The sequence below is a fragment of the Kitasatospora sp. NPDC058115 genome, assembly GCF_042884635.1.
Lineage (GTDB): Bacteria > Actinomycetota > Actinomycetes > Streptomycetales > Streptomycetaceae > Kitasatospora.
Genome location: NZ_JBHVTL010000002.1, coordinates 99,095 through 115,865 on the forward strand (window position 1 = coordinate 99,095; position 16,771 = coordinate 115,865).

Annotated in this window: 16 protein-coding genes; 5 read left to right on the forward strand and 11 right to left on the reverse strand. The window is 76.6% G+C overall.

The window, feature by feature from the left end:
* Nucleotides 1-69 precede the first annotated feature (69 nt).
* Together ACFVVL_RS02370 and ACFVVL_RS02375 are read right to left on the reverse strand one after the other, a co-directional pair.
* Nucleotides 70-1,401, reverse strand: coding sequence for a hypothetical protein (locus ACFVVL_RS02370; RefSeq protein ID WP_387670751.1), 1,332 nt, complete (start codon nt 1,399-1,401; stop codon nt 70-72).
* A 23-nt stretch (nt 1,402-1,424) separates the two neighbouring features.
* Complete coding sequence (locus ACFVVL_RS02375; RefSeq protein WP_387670753.1) at nt 1,425-1,856, reverse strand: GNAT family N-acetyltransferase; 432 nt, start codon at nt 1,854-1,856, stop codon at nt 1,425-1,427.
* A 163-nt stretch (nt 1,857-2,019) separates the two neighbouring features.
* Between ACFVVL_RS02375 and ACFVVL_RS02380 the strand changes: the two genes are divergently transcribed.
* The gene (locus ACFVVL_RS02380) at nt 2,020-3,615 is read left to right on the forward strand and encodes a M4 family metallopeptidase (protein ID WP_380294126.1); all 1,596 of its coding nucleotides are present in this window, start codon (nt 2,020-2,022) and stop codon (nt 3,613-3,615) included.
* Between the two features lie 187 nt (nt 3,616-3,802).
* Nucleotides 3,803-4,426, forward strand: coding sequence for a dihydrofolate reductase family protein (locus ACFVVL_RS02385; RefSeq protein ID WP_380294125.1), 624 nt, complete (start codon nt 3,803-3,805; stop codon nt 4,424-4,426).
* Nucleotides 4,427-4,436: 10 nt separating this feature from the next.
* On the opposite strand, the gene ACFVVL_RS02390 is transcribed toward ACFVVL_RS02385, so the two are convergent.
* From ACFVVL_RS02390 to ACFVVL_RS02415, 6 genes are all read right to left on the reverse strand, one after another.
* Entirely contained in the window at nt 4,437-8,810 is a 4,374-nt protein-coding gene (locus ACFVVL_RS02390) for a hypothetical protein (RefSeq protein ID WP_387670755.1), read from the reverse strand.
* A 20-nt stretch (nt 8,811-8,830) separates the two neighbouring features.
* Nucleotides 8,831-9,160 (reverse strand): hypothetical protein, encoded by a 330-nt coding sequence (locus ACFVVL_RS02395; RefSeq protein ID WP_380294123.1) that lies wholly within the window; start codon nt 9,158-9,160, stop codon nt 8,831-8,833.
* Between the two features lie 134 nt (nt 9,161-9,294).
* Complete coding sequence (locus ACFVVL_RS02400) at nt 9,295-9,630, reverse strand: hypothetical protein (protein ID WP_387670757.1); 336 nt, start codon at nt 9,628-9,630, stop codon at nt 9,295-9,297.
* Between the two features lie 89 nt (nt 9,631-9,719).
* Nucleotides 9,720-10,694 carry a glycerophosphodiester phosphodiesterase gene (locus tag ACFVVL_RS02405; RefSeq protein WP_387670759.1) on the reverse strand — a complete coding sequence of 325 codons (975 nt, stop codon included), beginning with the start codon at nt 10,692-10,694 and terminating at the stop codon, nt 9,720-9,722.
* Nucleotides 10,695-10,769: 75 nt separating this feature from the next.
* A complete protein-coding gene (locus ACFVVL_RS02410; protein ID WP_380294120.1) occupies nt 10,770-11,231 on the reverse strand; it encodes a pyridoxamine 5'-phosphate oxidase family protein in 462 nt (153 codons plus the stop codon).
* A 133-nt stretch (nt 11,232-11,364) separates the two neighbouring features.
* A complete protein-coding gene (locus tag ACFVVL_RS02415; RefSeq protein ID WP_387670761.1) occupies nt 11,365-12,102 on the reverse strand; it encodes a phosphotransferase in 738 nt (245 codons plus the stop codon).
* A gap of 79 nt (nt 12,103-12,181) precedes the next feature.
* Between ACFVVL_RS02415 and ACFVVL_RS02420 the strand changes: the two genes are divergently transcribed.
* The gene (locus ACFVVL_RS02420; protein WP_387670763.1) at nt 12,182-12,973 is read left to right on the forward strand and encodes an SDR family oxidoreductase; all 792 of its coding nucleotides are present in this window, start codon (nt 12,182-12,184) and stop codon (nt 12,971-12,973) included.
* Between the two features lie 38 nt (nt 12,974-13,011).
* Here the strand turns inward: ACFVVL_RS02420 and ACFVVL_RS02425 are convergent, their stop codons facing one another.
* Complete coding sequence (locus ACFVVL_RS02425; protein WP_387670765.1) at nt 13,012-13,626, reverse strand: class I SAM-dependent methyltransferase; 615 nt, start codon at nt 13,624-13,626, stop codon at nt 13,012-13,014.
* 137 nt (nt 13,627-13,763) lie between these two features.
* The gene (locus ACFVVL_RS02430) at nt 13,764-14,003 is read right to left on the reverse strand and encodes a hypothetical protein (protein ID WP_387670767.1); all 240 of its coding nucleotides are present in this window, start codon (nt 14,001-14,003) and stop codon (nt 13,764-13,766) included.
* A 352-nt stretch (nt 14,004-14,355) separates the two neighbouring features.
* On the opposite strand from ACFVVL_RS02430, the gene ACFVVL_RS02435 reads away from it, so the two are divergent.
* Together ACFVVL_RS02435 and ACFVVL_RS02440 are read left to right on the forward strand one after the other, a co-directional pair.
* Nucleotides 14,356-15,156, forward strand: a complete 801-nt coding sequence (locus ACFVVL_RS02435; RefSeq protein WP_387670769.1) for a hypothetical protein — start codon at nt 14,356-14,358, stop codon at nt 15,154-15,156.
* Nucleotides 15,157-15,451: 295 nt separating this feature from the next.
* Complete coding sequence (locus tag ACFVVL_RS02440; RefSeq protein ID WP_387670771.1) at nt 15,452-15,892, forward strand: NUDIX domain-containing protein; 441 nt, start codon at nt 15,452-15,454, stop codon at nt 15,890-15,892.
* 65 nt (nt 15,893-15,957) lie between these two features.
* Here the strand turns inward: ACFVVL_RS02440 and ACFVVL_RS02445 are convergent, their stop codons facing one another.
* On the reverse strand, nt 15,958-16,533 hold the full coding sequence (locus tag ACFVVL_RS02445) for a GNAT family N-acetyltransferase (RefSeq protein WP_380291961.1): 576 nt from the start codon (nt 16,531-16,533) through the stop codon (nt 15,958-15,960).
* Between the last annotated feature and the right edge of the window lie 238 nt (nt 16,534-16,771).

Genomic DNA, 16,771 nt, shown 5'->3' on the forward strand with positions numbered 1-16,771 from the left:
CGATCCGGGACGGCCGCGCCGGTCCGGTCCGCCGGCGGCGCCGCGGTCCGCCGAGGGCGCCGCGGTCCGTCAGCGCAGGGCCTCGAACATCCGCCCCAGCGCGTGGTGGGCCGCCCCGAGCAGGGCCTGCGCCGCGTCCAGCGCCTCGGTGCTGCGCGCGGCGAGGGCCAGGCCGACGTAGGGCTCGGGCTCATAGCACGCCGTCACGATCAGCGGCAGGACGCTCGCGCCGAGCCGCGCGCACCGCGGGCGCAGCCGTTCCAGGTGCCCGAACAGCGCCTCCTGGGAGAGCCGGGCGCCGAGCGGCATGGCGTCCAGGGTGCGGACCAGGTGGCCGGGGCCGCGCACCTCGTCCAGCCGGTGGCGCAGCACGAAGGCGGCCGCCGGTCCGGTGAGCCGCAGGTTGGCCTCGGTGGGGGCGAGCCGGCGCTCCCGGTCGGTGACGAAGTCGACGTCGTACCAGCCGCGGTGGCCGGCGGCGGCCAGCCGCTCCCCCACCGCGAGGCCGAACCGTCCGGCGACGGCCGCCGCCCCGGGCGGCACCACGCCCGGACCGACCGTCACCCCCTGGTAGCGGGTGCCGTCGACGGCCATCTCGCCGACGCCGACCGGGTGCACCCGCCCGTCGGCGCCGATCACCGCGTCGAAGGTGAGGTCGCGCAGCCGGCCCGAGCCGGCCGGTCCGCCGTCCACGTACTCCTCCACCAGCAGCTCGCCGCCGGGCGGCAGCACGTCCTCGCGGACCAGGCGGCGCAGCAGCGCCCGGGCGCCGCCGGCCGCGAGCACGTCCTGCGGGGTGATCACGGCGGTGCCGTACCCGCCGACCCCGTGCGGGGACTTCAGCACGGTGGTGAGTCCCCGGGCGGCCCGGGCGGACAGCCGCCGGGCGGCGCGGCGCGGGCCGTCGGCGTGCTCCTGGCGGGGCACCCGGACGCCCGGGTGACCGGGGGCGAGGGCGGTGAACAGCTCGTGCGCGGCGGCCTTGGACTCGTAGCGCCGCACGGCCGCCAGCTCCGGGCCGTCGCCCTGGTCGGGGGTGCGGCCCCAGTGCAGCACCGGGCCGGGGGCGCCGGCGAGCCGCCCGGCCAGGGCGGGGCGGGCGGCGAGCGCACGGGCCACCGTCGTGCCGGGGGCGATGCCGGTGTACGACTCGACCGGGCCCCAGTCGAGTTCGCGGGCGAGCAGGTCGATCCAGGCCCGGTCGACCTCGGCGGGCAGCACCAGGGCGGCCGGGTCGGGGCCGTAGGCGACGGCGAGGCCGGCGTAGTGGTGCGCCCGGCGCAGGCGGCGGGCGTCCCGGCGCCGCTCGTCGCCGTCGAGGAACTGCTCGTTGAAGTCGGCGACGTTGCCGATGTGCACGGCGCGCCGCCCGCCGGTCCAGGCCCCCACCCATCCGTCCATGGCGCGAGCGTACGGGACGGCGGTCAGAGGCGGAGGAGGCCGGCGTCGGTGGGGCGGAAGCCGCAGGCGTCGAGGTAGTAGTCGCGCAGGTGGGGCTCGAAGTCGACGTGCAGCCAGTCGCAGCCGGCCGCGCGGGCGTTGTCGGCGGCCGCGGCGACCAGGCGGGTGCCCAGGCCGGCGTGCCGGGCGGCGGGGGCGACGGCGGTGTCGAGGAGGAAGGCGTGGACGCCGCCGTCCCACAGGACGTTGACGAAGCCGAGCAGCGGGCCGCCCGGGCCCGGGCGGGCGCAGACCCAGCCGAGGCTGTGGCGCTCCAGCCGGGCCCGCCAGGGCGTGGCGGGGCGGTCCGGGTCGTGGGACCCGCCGAAGGCGGCGGCGTGCAGCGCGTCGAGTTCGCGGTCGGTGAAGCCGCCCCGCCAGTGGAGGTCCGGGGGCGAGGGCTGGGGGGTCGTCATGGCAGGAGCGTAAACAGACTGCTCACGGCTGATCACCCTTGATCAGTACAGGACACGACTTGGCAAAAATCCGACGTTTGCTCTAGCCCTGACTGACTGTTCACCGTCAATCTCTTCGCAACCCTCATCCCTGCACCACGCAGCATCCCCGACTGGAGTCAGAGTGAGCCCCTCCTCCTCGCCCCGCCGCCGTCTCACCGCCGGAGCCATAGCGGCCACCGCCGCCCTCGTCGCCGCCACCGTCACCGCCGGCACCGCCTCGGCCGCCCCCTCCGGCCGTGACGCCGCCGTCGACCGGGCCCGGACCAACGTCGCCCGCAACGCCGCGGTCTTCGGCTTCGCCGACGGGCAGGACCTGGTCGTCAAGGACGTCGTGCTCGACGCCGACGGCACCCAGCACGTCCGCTTCGACCGGACCTACCTCGGTCTGCCCGTGGTCGGCGGCGACCTGGTGGTCCACCAGGACGCCCGCGGCCGGCTCAAGGACTCCACCCGCGCGGCCGCCCACGACGCCGCCGTGCGCACGATCGTCCCCAAGGTCCCCGCCCAGCTCACCGCCGGGCGCGCACTGGAGGCCGCCCCCGGCATCGCCGACGCCAGCAGCAGCCCCGAACTCGTCGTCTGGGCCGCCGACGGCACCCCGCGCCTGGCCTGGCGCACCACCGTCCGGGGCACCGGCGACCACGGCCGGCCGGCCGGCCGGGTCGTCGTCACCGACGCCACCACCGGCGAGCAGATCGAGGCGTACGACGCCGAGCACCGGGCGAGCGGCACCGGCCACTCCGAGTACACCGGGGACATCACCATCGACACCACCGCGCAGAGCACCGGCGGCTACACGCTGACCGACCCGCTGCGCGGCCACGTCACCAAGGACGCGCACAACGTCTCCGCCAACGCCCTCAACGCCGGCTCCGGCACCCCCTACACCGACGCCGACAACGTCTGGGGCGACGGGCGGAAGTTCTCCACCGACCGCGCCACCGCCGCCGTCGACGCCCACGCCAACACCGCCTGGACGTACGACTACTACAAGAACACCTTCAACCGCAGCGGCATCAAGAACGACGGCAAGGGCGCCACGGTCTTCGTGCACGTCGGCACCAACTGGGACAACGCCCAGTGGTCCGACAGCTGCTTCTGCATGATGACCGGCGACGGCGACGGCACCACCGACCCCGAGCAGGTCGACCTCGACACCATGGGCCACGAGATGACCCACGGCGTCACCAGCGCCACCGCCAACCTCCGCTACAGCGGCGAGTCCGGCGGCCTCAACGAGGCTACTTCGGACATCTTCGGCACCATGGTCGAGTGGTACGCCCACAACGCGGTGGACACCGGCGACTACCTGTTCAGCGACCAGTCCACCCCGCCGTGGCTGCGCCGCTTCGACAAGCCCTCGCTCGACGGCCGGTCCGCCGACTGCTGGAGCCGCAAGGTCGGCCAGCTCGACGTCCACAACTCCTCCGGCGTCGGCAACCACTGGTTCTACCTCGCCAGCGAGGGCAGCGGCGCCAGGACCGTCAACGGCGTCGCCTACAACAGCCCGACCTGCAACGGCTCGACCGTCACCGGCATCGGCAACCAGAAGGTCGCCGCCGTCTGGTACCGCGCGCTGACCGTCTACATGACGTCCACCACGGACTACAAGGGCGCGCGCGTCGCCTCCCTGAACGCCGCCAAGGACCTCTACGGCCTCACCAGCACCGAGTACAAGGCGGTCGCCGCCGCCTGGAGCGCCGTGTCGGTCGCCTGACGGCCCCACGCGTCCCGCCGCCCGCCCCGTCCCCGCCGCCGTCCCGCGAGCGGGGCGGGGACGGGGCGGTCGTCGTCGCGTACGGCGTGGCGGGACGGCGGCACGGGCGGGGCTCTGGGATCTTGGGTCCCGGGGGCCGCAGCCGACCCGGCCGGAGGCCGACCCAGCCGAACCGGGGAGACCCTTCATGGCCGAGCTCGTCCTGACCACCTTCCTGACCCTCGACGGCGTGATGCAGGCCCCCGGCGGGCCGGAGGAGGACCGCGAGAACGGCTTCCCGCACGGCGGCTGGCTCTTCCCGTTCGCCGACGAGGAGTTCGGCGCCCTGATGAACGGTGTGCTCGCCCGCGCCGGGGCCTTCCTGCTCGGCCGCCGGACGTACGACATCTTCGCGGACTACTGGCCGAAGGTGACCGACCCCGGCCACCCCATCGCCGTCCCGCTCAACACGCTGCCCAAGTACGTCGCCTCGACCACCCTGCACGACCCGGCCTGGCACAACACCACCGTGCTGACCGGCACCGCCCCGGGCGGCCTGGCGGGCGAGGTGGCCGCACTGAAGGACCGGCTGGGGGACGCCGAGATCCAGATCCACGGCAGCGGCGCCCTCGCCCGCGCCCTGATGCCGCATGACCTCATCGACGAGTACCACCTGGTCACCGCGCCCGTCCGGCTGGGTACCGGCCACCGCCTGTTCCCCGACGCCGGTCCGCCCACCGCCTTCCGCCTCGTCGGCACCCGCACCACCCCGTCCGGGGTCACCGCGAACACCTACCGGCCGACGGGTCCGGCACGCTTCGGGACGTTCTGACGGCCGGGGGTCACGGGCCGTGGGTGTCCTTGCGCCAGGGGCGCCACCGGGCCGGGGCCTTCCGTTCCTCCCCCGCCTCCGCCAAGCCCATCAGCATCCCCATGAGCCCGTCCCGCCGGTCGGGGCCGATCGCGTAGACCGCCGTCAGCGACTCCTCGACGTCCGTGGTGAGACCCGCCCGGATCAGGAGGATCAGAAGGATGTTGGCCTGCGACTCGTGGTAGCGGCAGAACCCGCGGATCAATCGCTGCCGGAGCCCCGGCGGAAACCCCGCACGGGCCAGGCCCACCACCACCTTCGCGAGCTGGGCGGCGTCGCGCGCGGGGATCACGGTCGCGTCGATCAACGCCTCGGCGCTCCAGTCGTGTCCGGCCCGCAGCAGCCGGTCGGCGAGACCGGCGGTCGCGCCCCGGCCGAGCGCGGACCGGGCGGTCAGCCCCGCCGCCACCGGTCCGCCGCCCAGCAGGTCGGCGATCCTGCTGACCGGCTCCTCGGCGATCAGCCGGTCGGTGATCAGCCCGGCCTCGTCGTCGTGCCCCTGCCCGGCCAACGACTGCAGGATCGACACGAGTTCCGCGCTCCGCCGGACGGCGGCGAGGATCCGCCGCAGCTCCGTCCACCGGGCCGGTTCGCCGGGCGGCGCGGCCAGCAGGGTCACGACGTCGTCGGGCGGCCGGTGCAGGACCGCCGTGATCAGGGCCGCCCTGGCCGGCCCGGCGCCCCCGGCGAGTTCGCCGAGCGGGCCGTCCGCCCCGCTCTCCCGCAGCAGCGCCTCCCGGTCGGAATCCGGGGTGTCCGGCAGCTTCCGGAACCACGGGACGACATCGGTGTCCGGAGGGAGCCGGTCGAGCAGGACCGCGGCGTCCCGGTACCGGCCGAGTGCGTGCAGCTGCAGCCAGACGGACGGGGCGTCCGGGGTGGGCGCGACCGCCCGCAGGACGGTCAGGACCGCCTCGTGCGGCCCGTCCCGGTGCACATGGTGCAGCAGCTCCATCGTCTGCTCGCCGGTGAGCGGCTCCAGGGCCAGGGTCTCCAGCGCGGCCCGGCGCCGTTCCCCGCCCTCCCGCCCCAGGGCCCTCAGCAGCCCGGCGAGCTCCTGCGTCACCCCGGACCAGGGGGCGGCGGCGAGGACGGCGCCCGCCACCGGGCCGCGGCGGGCGGCGAGCAGTTCGACGAGCACGGCCCGGCAGCGGTCCGGCGCGGCGAACCGGCCGACGGTCCTGGCCAGCGCGTGGTCCGGCGCCCCCGCGTCCCCGAGCAGCGCGAGGATCTCGGCGACCACCGCCGGCGGCCGCTCCGCCGCCGCCCGGTACACCGCCGTGCCGATCGGCCCGCCCGGGTAGTGGGTGAGCAGCCCGGCCACGACCGAGGGCGGTTGCAGGCGGCCCAGCCGGTCGAGCACGTGGAGGGCCTCCCGACCGCTGCCGTTCCCGTACAGCGTCCTGACGAGGTCGTCCACCTCGTCGATCCGCAGCGGCGGTTCGTCGCGGAAGGCGTCCAGCACGTAGCGGGTGGCGGCCTCCGACCTGCTCGTCCTGGCCACGTGGAAGAGCACGGGCGCGTGGACCCGGACGGCCTCCGCGAGACGGCTGCCGGGCCCGGACCCGGCGTTGCGGGCCTCCAGTTCCCGCAGCAGTGACGCGGTCTCGTCGGCCGCTCTGACCCGGAGGAACGTGTCGAGCAGATCGGTGACGTCGGCGGGCAGATGGAGATCCGGCCGTCCGCCGTCGGCGACCACCAGCAGGTCCACCACCTCCGCGGGCGAGCGCCGTTCGGCCACCAGGCGGAGGATCCCGGCCACCGCGTGCGGTGCGTCCGGGTCACGGGTCAGGGCCTCGACCAGCTCGGCCAGGAAGACCACGGGCCGCTTCCGGGTCGCCTGCACCAGCAGACGCGTGGCGAGTTCGGGGTCCGCCGAGGCCCGCAGGTGCGTGTAGAGGCGGGCCACCTCCGGCGCCCCGCGTTCCTTCGCCGTCCGGGCGAGCTCCGCGGCGGCGTGATCGTGCAGGCCGTGGGAGAGCAGCCACTGCACGAACCCCTCCGGGTGGTCCGGGCCGCCCCTGCTGAACGCCAGCTGCCGGAGCAGCACCTCCTGGGCGACCGCCCAGCCGCGCGCCCCGAGCTCGGCGAGCACGGCCGCGATCGTCCCGTCGCCGCTCCCGGCGACGACCTCCAGCGCCGCCCGCTCCTCACCGCCGCCACGGCGCTCCCCGTCGCAGGCCAGGTGGAGCAGTTCGGCGAGCTGCGCCGGGGACGGACGGGCGGTGATGATCTGCTCCTGCATCACGGACCGCTCCCAGTGGGTGACCGCGGCCAGCACCGGAAGGAGGTCCGCCGGCGGTCGGCCGAGGACCAGCTCGCGCTGGAAGCGGGTCGCGAATCCGGGGCCCGCGTGTTCCCGGAACTCCGCTATCAGCGGCACGGCCTTGTCCAGTGGATACGAGCGCCCCAGCGACGACGCGATCGCCGTGGTGAGCGCGCCGGTCATCCCCGTGTGCTCGACGAACGCCGCCACCTGGGCCGGGGGTTCCTCGGTCAGGTGCCGGAAGAGGGATTCCAGCAGAGCGTCCGGTCCGTGGCGGTCGAGCAGAACGGCCAGTTGCGCCGCCGTGTCCGGGTGGAAGGGGCGGAGCGCCCGGGCCAGGACGGTGTCGGCGTCCTCGACCGCACCGCGCGCCGCCAAGTGCCGCAGCACCGCGTGCACGTCCGCCACCGCGAGCCGGCAGCACTCCTCCAGGGCGGCTTCGAGGTGGTACGGCAGACCGCCGTCACGCAGGGCCTCCAGCAGGGCGTGCCGGTCCTCACGCCGGACCACGGCGGTCCGCACGACGAAGGCGGCGTCCGCGTCGGAGCCGGCGTACGGACGGCCCGACGCCAGCCAGGTGACGACCGCCTCGGAGGGCCACAGCGCGAGGAGCGTCAGCACGGCGGTGCGGTCCTCGGTCCGACCGTCGCGCGCGAGCGCCTCGCAGAGGTCGTCCACCGGTTGCGGACCGTACGCGGCGACCGACTCCCGCAGCAACCGGTCGGCCTCGGCCGCCAGGTCCGCCGCGTGCAGGGCGCTCAGCAGCGGCGTCAGGTCCGCCACCGGACGTGGCAGGGCGAGCACCCGAGCCGCCTCGGCCTCCAGGTCCGCCCGCTTCAGGGCGAGCACGCCCGCCACCAGGAGGGCCGGCGGCAGGCCGCCCAGCGTCCGGAGCACCGTCGCGCGAAGCTCCTCGGCCGTCTCCGGCGACAGGCCGGCCGCGGCGAGGGCGCGCAGCAGCTCGTCCACCGGGCGTCCGCCGGCCGCCACCGCCAGCACCCGGTGCGCGAGCTCGGTGCGGCCCGCCGTGCAGAGGGCGGCGGCCAGTTCCGCCAGCGACGCGGGCGGCCTGCGGAGGGCGGCGGCGTTCCACATCGCGGCGACGGCCTCGGGGACGGCCGGCAGGGAGCCCAGCACGAGCAGTTCGGCCGCGGGCGCGACGGCGGCGTACTCCTCCAGGAGCTCGGTCCGCCGGGCGGTCTGCAGCTCGAAGACGGCGCGCCCCAGCAGCCGGCCCGGGTCGGCGGCGAGCGGTTGCAGCACCGGCGCAGGTCCGCTCACGGCGGGGACCGCCGCGGGGGCGTACGGGACGGCCCCGCGGCGGGCCGGCCCCGCGACCACGAACGCGGTCTGGTCGACGTCGGTGAGCACCCGGACGCTCTGCGCCCGGCCCTGCTTGCCGTACCCCTGGTGGAACTCCTCGATCCGGGCCTGGGTGGCGACGCGCAGCTGTTCCAGGTTCAGCGGGCCGTCGTGCGCGAGCAGCGTGTCCAGGACGGCCCGCGAGAACAGGCTGAACGAGCCGCCGTCCGGCCCCCGCCCGGGCTCGCCGGCACCGACGAACCGCGCGTACTCGCCGGGTGAGCAGGCGTACAGGTGGGCGACCTGCCGGCCCGCGACGACCAGGGCGTCGCGGGTGGCCCAGCCGACGGTGCCGCTCATGAAGTCCTGCCGGACGCCGTTGCGGCAGGCGTCGATCAGGAACAGCACCCGGGCGGCCGGGGTCCGCTCGACCTCGCGCCGCCAGTCGATGGCGATGCAGCCGGCCCAGGGCGGCTCCACCCCGGAGTGCAGGTCCTCGGGGATCAGGTAGTCCTGGCCCTCCGCGTGCAGGCCGTGGCCGCTCAGGCAGACCAGCACCGTCTCGCCGCGCCGGGCGGTCCGCAGGAAGTCGCCGACCTCGCCGTTCACGAAGTTGGCGCCGACCCGGCCGAAGGGCATGGGCCGCACGACCCGGAAGCCGCGGTCCCGCAGCGCCCGGCCGAGCCGTTCGAGGTCCCGGGGGACGAAGGGCAGCGGGGAGCAGCCCGCGAGGTCGTAGTCGCTGGCGCCGATCAGCAGCGCGGCGAAGCCGGCCATCGAGTCCGTTCCGTCGTGCGTCAGCGGCCGAAGACGAAGGTGATCCCGCGCGTGCCCTGCACCTGGGAGCTGCCGATCAGCTGCACGCCGCCGGAGGCGGAGACCTGGAAGCTCAGCTGCACCTCCTTGAGCGGCAGCGGGCCGCCGCGCTCCGCGATCCGCTCGAACACGGCCTGCAGCGCGTCGACGGTCTCGGTGAGGTTCTCGCGCAGGGCGCCGAGCGGGACGCGGCGCAGCACGGCCTCGCGGTCGCGGCCGAAGACGCCCATCGTGTCGGCGTCATCCGTGTCGTCCTCGGTGACCCAGAACTCCAGGGAGTCCGGTCCGGTGATCTCCGGCTCGTCCGCCATGTCTTCCCCCACCCAACCCAGCGATCCGTGTTCAGGCTGCTGCCGGCGCGCCGCCGCGCCGCAGGGCGAGGATAGCCGCCGGGCACCCGGGGTTGAAGTCGATCTCCCGTTTTTCCCGTGGAGTTGACGCGCCGTCAGGTTTCTTGCGGGCCGGCGGCGTCCGGGAGCGGCGGGCGGCCGAGGCGGTGGCCCCGGGCGGTGGACTCGACCCAGTCCCGGCCGAGCTTCGCACGGAGGTGGCCGAGGCGGACCGCCACCTCGCGTTCGCCGGCCCAGGAGGAGTTCCAGACCCGGCGGCCGAGGTCACGGGCGTCGCGGTACTCCTCGCCCTGCTCGATCAGGCCGAGCAGGAGCCTGCAGTCGCCGTAGGTCAGGTCCACGACGCGGCCGTCGGCCACGGCCCGCCGGGCGTGGAAGTCGACCGTGAGCCGCCCGTCGGGTGTCCGGCCGGTCGTCGCACGCCGTTCCATCGCTTCCTCCTTCTCCTTCTCCGTCGCCGTCCCCGTCTCCGTCGTCGCCGCCGTCCTCGTGGCCTCCCGGTCCACCCTTCCGTGGGCGGCTACGGACGGGCGGAGAGCCAGCCGGCGAGCTCGGCGGGGTGGTTGGTGATGATGCCGTCGACCCCGGCGGCGTCCAGGGCCTTCCAGCGGGTGGCCGCGTCGACGGTCCAGACGTTGACCGCGACGCCGGCCGCGTGCAGCGCCGTGACGATCTCCGGGCGGGAGGCGAGGGCACTGTCGGACGGGTGGTAGGCGGACAGGCCGAGTTCCCCGGCGACGGCCACCGGGTCGGCGTCGAGCTCGCTGCGCAGCAGGGCGAGCGGCAGGTCGGGGGCGAGTTCGCGGGTGAGGCGCAGGGCGTCGGCGTCGAAGCTCTGGACGAGGACCCGGCCGGCCATGTCGTGGTCGCGGATGTCTTTGACGACGCGGGCGACCTCGTCGCGGCTGTGCGGGCCCTTGATCTCCAGCAGCAGGCTGCCGCCGCGCGCGTGCAGGTCGTCCAGCTGGGCGGCCAGGCTCGGGACCCGGGCGCCCGCGAACGCCGGGGCGAACCAGGAGCCCGCGTCGAGGGCGTCCAGCTGGGCGGCCGTCAGGTCGCGGATGCGGCCGGTGCCGCTGGTGGTGCGGTTCACGGTCTCGTCGTGCAGGACGTAGGGCACGCCGTCCTTGCTGGGCTGGACGTCGTTCTCGATCCACTCGACGCCGGAGCGGCGGGCCACCTCGTCGGCGAGGAGGGTGTTCTCGGGCGCGGCGGAGGAGGCGCCGCGATGGGCGTACACGGTGAGCGGCGCACCCGGCCCGCGCAGGGGGACCCCCGGCGCGGGTGCGGCGGCCCTGAGGCCGTCGACCAGCCAGCGGGCGGTGGTGCCGTGCGCCCCGGCGTCGACCCGCAGGTCGCGGCCGGTGCCGGCGGAGGCCGGGGCGGAGGCGGTCAGCGCGACGGTGGTGACGCCCAGCGCGGAGAGGAGCAGCGCGGCGCGCAGTCCGCAGCGGCCGTTCTCCGGTTCCAGGATCGACAGGTGACACATGGTCATGTGCGGAAAGGTATGCGATCGCGGTGCCACCGGGGAAACCGCGCCCCCTCGCCCCTGCTCCGACGGGGTGCCCCGTTACTCCAGCCACGTCCCGTCGCGCATGACGACCCGGCCGCGCAGTTCCCGCTCGCCGTGCCAGGCGCGCACGATCTCCGGCACCACGCGCACGTAGACGAAGGGACCCTCCTCCGTCCGCGGGTCCCAGCCGAACTTGGCGGTGTACGCCTCCGCCGCGTCCGCGGGCACGTCCTGGTCCGTGAACCACTGCGCCTCGCCCTGGAGGAGCACCACGTCGTAGCTGTCCGGCAGGGCCAGGCGCACCCGCGGCTCCACGCGGACGTTGCGCGCGGTCGCGGACCCGGCACCGGTGCACATCCACACCGCCCGGCCGTCCCACAGGAACCACAGCGGCACCTGGTGCGGCCCGTGATCGGGGTGCGCCGTCGAGACCCAGACGTCGCGTTCGGCGACGAGCCGTTCCACCGTGTCGCGCCTGCGTTCCGCCGTCGTGCGGCGGACGATCTCCGTACTCTGCATGATCACGGACCCTAACCGGCGGGCCGGGAGCGCGCATGGGGCCGGGGACCTACGCCCGGAGGCCGAGGAGCCCCTCGGTCTCCGGCCCGGGGACGGCCGCGGCCCGCGCGGGCCGCCCGGTTTCACACCCGGGTCACACCCGGGACCGCAGCACGTCGATCTCGCAGCCCGGCGCGGCCGGGTCGAAGCCGTGCTCGGCCAGCCAGCGGACCGTCACCAGGCTGCGCAGCGACCACCACGCGCGGATCACCTCGCGGTCGGCGTCGGCGCCGTAGCCGGCGAGGACGTCGCCGAGGTGCTCCGGGTGTCCGAGGGTCAGCAGGGCGAGGTCGTAGAGGGCGTCGCCCCGGGCCGCCTCGGACCAGTCGATCACGCCGGTGACCGCGTCACCGTCGACGAACACGTGGGACAGCTGCAGGTCTCCGTGGACGAACACCGGCGCCCACGGGCGGAGCGCGGCCTCGGCGATCCGGCGGTTGCGCGTGACCAGGCCGGCGGGAAGGACGTCATGGGCGAGGAGCCACCCGCATTCGGCGTCGAGCCGCGCGGCCCACTCCTCGCGGCTCCGCCCCGGCCACGGCGGCAGCGGCGCGTCGTGCAGCCGCCGTACGGCGGCCCCGGCGGCGGCCCACGCCGCGGGGGACGCGGGCGACGGCTCGCCGAGCCGGCCGAGCGCCGCCCCCGGGAGGGCGGCGAGCGCGAGCACCGGCGGCCTGCGCCACAGCACCGCCGGGGTCGGGACCGGCGCCAGGGCCATCGCCGCGACCTCGACGTCGGTGCGCGTCCGGTCCGCGTCGACCTTCAGGAAGACATCGCCGACGCGCAGGGTGGCGCGCTCGCTGTGGGCGACGACGACCTCGACCTCCTCCATGCCGGCCATTGTCCGGGACAACCGCGCTCGTGCGCCAACGATTTGACGTGCCGCCGGGCGGCGCGGACGATCACTCGTCATGACCGCCGCCCACGAACCCCCGCGCTCCCCCGACCCCGCCCGTCCGGTGGCCCTGGTCACCGGCGTCGGCCGGACGGCCGGGATCGGCGCCGGCATCGCGTCCCGCCTCGCCGCCTCCGGCTGGGACGTCGCCTTCACCTACTGGACCCCCTACGACCGCCGGATGGCCTGGGGCGCCGAGGCCGGCGCCGCCGAGGCCGTCGGGCGCGCGCTCGCCGAGCGGGGTGCGGCGAGCGCGGCAGTGGAGGCCGACCTCGCCGAACCGGACGCTCCCGGCCGGGTCTTCGACGAGGTGACGGCGCGGCTCGGCGGTGTGACGGCGCTGGTGCTGGGCCACTGCGAGTCGGTGGACTCCGGTCTCCTCGACACCACGCCGGAGAGCTTCGACCGCCACTTCGCGGTCAACGCCCGGGCGAGCTGGCTGCTGATCCGGGAGTTCGGACGCCGGTTCGCCGGGCCGGCCGGCCGCGGCCGGATCGTCGCGCTCACCAGCGACCACACGGCGGGCAACCTGCCCTACGGCGCCAGCAAGGGGGCGCTCGACCGGATCACCCTGGCGGCGGCCCACGAGTTCGCCCACCTGGGGGTGACCGCCAACGTGGTCAACCCCGGCCCGGTGGACACCGGCTGGATGACCGAGGAGGTGCGGACGGAGGTCCTCGGCCGCACCCCGCTCGGCCGCCTCGGCACGCCCGAGGACACCGCGAACCTCGTCGCCTTCCTCTGCTCGCCGCAGGGCCAGTGGGTCAACGGCCAGCTGCTGATGAGCAACGGGGGCTTCGCGGGCTGAACGGGCGGGGTCGCCCGCCGGTGCGGCGGCGGCTCCGCTCAGGAGCGGGCGGCTCCGGCCGGGGCGGCGTCCGCGAGGACCAGGTCGCTCCAGCGGACGTCGGAGCGGCCGTGCAGGTCGGGGCGTTCGGTGTGCAGCAGCGGGTGCAGCCCGTGCGCGGAGCCGAGGGCGAGCACCTCGGCCGCCACGGCCTCGTACATCCGGCGGCCCGGCGGGACGGGGCCGTGGCGCAGGCGGAGGAAGAGCCGCCCGGCCGGGGCGAGCAGCCCGGCCAGCGCGGCCATGGCCGCCGGGCGTTCCCCGGGCGGCAGGTGCATCCAGACGGCGGTGAGCAGGACGACGTCGAAGCGGCGGCCGGCCGCGCCGAGGCGGGGCAGCGCGGGCAGGGCGTCGTCCACCCAGTGCACGCCGCTGCCGGCGTGCAGGCGCTCACCGATCCGGCGCAGCTCGCCGGTCGGCTCGGCGGCGACCACGCGGTGGCCGAGGGCGGCCAGCGCGGCGGCGTCGCGTCCGCTGCCGGCGCCGACGTCGAGGACGTCCGAGGGGCGGGACGGGAGCAGGTGCAGGGTCTCGCGGTGGACCTCGGCGAAGGTGACGCTCTCGTACTGCGCCGCCAGCTGGTCGGCCTGCGCACCGTAGCCGGTGGTCCCCACCGGGCGGTTCGTGCGCGCTTCCCCCACGGCCGCTCCCCCTCAAGTCGTCCGGACGGGCCCGGCCGGAGTCGCCCCGTGCCGCCGGGGCCGTCAACGGGCCGCGTCAACCGTACCCCGGACGGCGGTCACGCTTGCGGTCAGGCCTCGCCGGGGTGCCAGGCGGGCCACTCCCAGGGACGGTCCTCCCACCGGACCCGGACCGGGTCGCGCGGGTCGAGGTCGGGGAACAGCTGGTGGAGCCGTGGTTCGAACTCCTCGGGGCCGAGCGGCTCCCAGCCGTGTCCCTCGAAGTGGACCAGCCGGTAGCGGCTGTCGGTGCGGAACTCGGCGACCTCGACCTGGGGCTGCGCCGATCCGGACGGGCTGTTGGTTTCCATGCCCCCAGCATGTGGTGGACCCCCGGCGAGCGCACCCGGGGCAGGGCAGGCAGCGTACGGGCGGGGCGCGAGGCGGCCCGGGCGCGCCCCGGGGCCCCTCTTCCGGGTCATGTCCCGCCGTCGGCGCGCTCGTTGAGCACGGCGAGCGGGGCCCTGCGGCGGCGCCGGACCGGCCCCGTCCCCGTACGACCGGGCGCCGGCGCCGGGCGAACCGCCGGGGTGCCGGAGCAGGCGATGGCAGGAGGACCAGGACATGAGCGGGCAAACGGCAGGCAGCGGGGCACCGGCGGGGCACGGATCACCGGCGAGCGGCGGTCCCCCGCCGCCGCGCGGACCGGTGGTGGGCGGGCCGGTGACCGGCAGACCGGCGGCGGGCAGACCGGCGGCGGGCTGGGAGCGGACGGCGGGCCCGGGCGTCACCAAGCCGTCCGGCACGGTGCAGTGGCAGTGGCCGGCGCACGCGTGGCAGCCTCCGCCGGTGCCGGCGCCGCCCACGACGCCGCCCGGTGAGCCGCCGGCCTGGGAGGCGCTGGCGCAGGCCGCCGAGGCCGCCCGTCGGCGGCGCCGGCGGATGTGGATGGCGGGCTCGGCGGGGATCGTCGCCGGGCTGGCGGCGGTGCTGGCGATGTGCGGGCCCGGGCCGGGCGACGAGTCGTCCGGGGTGGTGGCGTTCCCGGCGCCGTCCGCGACCCCTCCGCTGCCGCCGTCCCCGGTGGCCTCGGCGGCGGCCGACCGGCTGCCGGTACCGGCGCCGTCCCCGCTGCCGCCGCCGACGACCAGCGGCGAGGGCGCGCCCACCGCCGCGGCCGCGAGCCCGGTCGCGAGCGCGACGGCGGGCACGGCGGGCGGGGCGCAGCCGGAGGCCGCGTCCCGGGCCGACGGCGCGGACCACCCCGCGTCGCCGCGGCCCAAGGCGAGCCGTTCGCCGCGCCCGGCGCCGAGCCGGTCGGCGGGCGCCCCGGCAGGTGGTCCCGCCCCGGTTCCCGCGCCGGCGTCCGGCGCCGCGCACGCGCCCTCCGCCGCCGCGAGCGCTCCGCCGGCCGGTGCGGCGGCGGGCGCGGCGGCGGACACGATCTGCGACCAGGCCGAGCGGTTCGGCCGGTGGGCGGCCGGTTCCGAGCAGGCCCGGCTGTGCCGCAGCATCTACGGCTGAGCGGGCGGCGGGTCCGCCGGGTCTGCGTCGCGCGGCGCCCGCAGACGCGTCCCGTACGGTGCCTGCACGGTCCCTTCGCGGTGCGGGGTGGGTCGGCGAGGACGGCGCGCAACGGTCCGCCGGAGCGGCCGGCGGGCTGCGGGGCTCGTCCGGGCGCCGGCCGTGCCGCCGGGTGTACGCGGCCCGGCCCGCCGCACGGAAACGCCGTCGCCGCGGGGCATCCGGTCGCCGCACGGGACCGGCCGCACGGGCCCCGGGTGGAGCCGGGTGAGCGGCGACCGGGACAATCATGATCATGTTCGAACACGAAACACCGGAGACCGATCCCGCACCGCTCACCGTCGTGGCCGCCGCCGTGGTCGAGGACGGCCGGCTCCTGGTCGTCAGCAAGAGGGCGGCACCGGACGTCTACTACCTCCCCGGCGGCAAGCCGGACGCCGGGGAGGGGCCGCTCTCGGCGCTGACCCGCGAGCTGGCGGAGGAGCTGGGCGCGGCCCCGGTCGGACCGCGCCACCTCGCCGAGATCAATGCGGTCGCGGCACTGGAGGGCGTGCCGATGCGGATGACCGTGTTCGAGGCCGGGCTCGACCGCGCGCCCGCCCCCGCGGCCGAACTCGCCGCGCTGCGCTGGACGGACGGACTCGACCCCGACCTGCGGCTGGCTCCCGCCGTCCGCGACCAGCTGCTCCCGCTGCTGCGCGAGCGCGGTCTGCTGCCGGGGCCGGCCCGGGCCTGATCCACGGGGCCCCGCCCGGACCGGGCCGGGGGCGCCCCCGGCCCGGTCCGGGCCCGTCACCGCCGCTACCGGGCAGTGAGCGCCTTGGTCAGCTTCTCGAACCGCAGATCCGCGCGGAGCGGGATGCCGAAGCGCTCGTCCCCGTACGGGAACGGCGCGTGGACGCCGGTGCGGTGGAAGCCGCGGCGCTCGTACCAGGCGATCAGCTCGGCGCGCTGCTCGATCACCGTCATCTCCATCTCCACCGCGCCCCACTCCTCGGCCGCGTACCGCTCGGCCCGCGCGAGCACGGCCCGCCCGAGGCCGCCGCCCTGCCGGCCGGGGCGCACCGAGAACATCCCGAAGTAGGCGTGCTCGCCCCGGCGTTCCAGCTGGCAGCAGGCGAGCAGTTCGCCGTCCAGCTCGGCGAGCAGCACCACCCCGTCGGGGTGGGTGACGGCCGCGGTGACGCCCTCGGTGTCGGTGCGCTGACCCTCCAGCAGATCGGCCTCGGTGGTCCAGCCGGCCCGGCTGGCGTCGCCCCGGTAGGCGGACTCGACCAGGGCGAGCAGGGCGGGGACGTCGGCGGTGGTCGCGGTGCGGAAGCCGAGCCGGTCGGCGGCGACGGCCTCGGCGGCCGCTCGGGTGCTGCTCTCGGGCACGGGGGCCTCTTCTCGGGCGGTCCCGGACGAACGGCCCGGGCGGGCGGCGGCCGTTCGGCCGATCCCTGGCATGGTGCCACAGCCGGCCGGGCCCCCGACCTGCCCCGACGCCCCCGCCGGCGTCCCCGACGGGCGCGGCCGGCCCCGCCCGGGCGCGCCACCGGGCGGGGCGTCCAGCAGCCGGACGCCTCCCCGGGCCCCGCACCCCCTCCGGCAGGATGGCCGGGACGACCGCCCC

Excerpts from the sequence above, each read along its gene's own strand:
- ACFVVL_RS02370 (WP_387670751.1), bottom strand. The coding sequence starts at position 1,401 with ATGGACGGATGGGTGGGGGCCTGGACCGGCGGGCGGCGCGCCGTGCAC.
- ACFVVL_RS02375 (WP_387670753.1), bottom strand. The coding sequence starts at position 1,856 with ATGACGACCCCCCAGCCCTCGCCCCCGGACCTCCACTGGCGGGGCGGC.
- ACFVVL_RS02385 (WP_380294125.1), top strand. The coding sequence starts at position 3,803 with ATGGCCGAGCTCGTCCTGACCACCTTCCTGACCCTCGACGGCGTGATG.
- ACFVVL_RS02390 (WP_387670755.1), bottom strand. The coding sequence starts at position 8,810 with ATGGCCGGCTTCGCCGCGCTGCTGATCGGCGCCAGCGACTACGACCTC.
- ACFVVL_RS02395 (WP_380294123.1), bottom strand. The coding sequence starts at position 9,160 with ATGGCGGACGAGCCGGAGATCACCGGACCGGACTCCCTGGAGTTCTGG.
- ACFVVL_RS02400 (WP_387670757.1), bottom strand. The coding sequence starts at position 9,630 with ATGGAACGGCGTGCGACGACCGGCCGGACACCCGACGGGCGGCTCACG.
- ACFVVL_RS02405 (WP_387670759.1), bottom strand. The coding sequence starts at position 10,694 with ATGACCATGTGTCACCTGTCGATCCTGGAACCGGAGAACGGCCGCTGC.
- ACFVVL_RS02410 (WP_380294120.1), bottom strand. The coding sequence starts at position 11,231 with ATGCAGAGTACGGAGATCGTCCGCCGCACGACGGCGGAACGCAGGCGC.
- ACFVVL_RS02415 (WP_387670761.1), bottom strand. The coding sequence starts at position 12,102 with ATGGAGGAGGTCGAGGTCGTCGTCGCCCACAGCGAGCGCGCCACCCTG.
- ACFVVL_RS02420 (WP_387670763.1), top strand. The coding sequence starts at position 12,182 with ATGACCGCCGCCCACGAACCCCCGCGCTCCCCCGACCCCGCCCGTCCG.
- ACFVVL_RS02430 (WP_387670767.1), bottom strand. The coding sequence starts at position 14,003 with ATGGAAACCAACAGCCCGTCCGGATCGGCGCAGCCCCAGGTCGAGGTC.
- ACFVVL_RS02440 (WP_387670771.1), top strand. The coding sequence starts at position 15,452 with ATGTTCGAACACGAAACACCGGAGACCGATCCCGCACCGCTCACCGTC.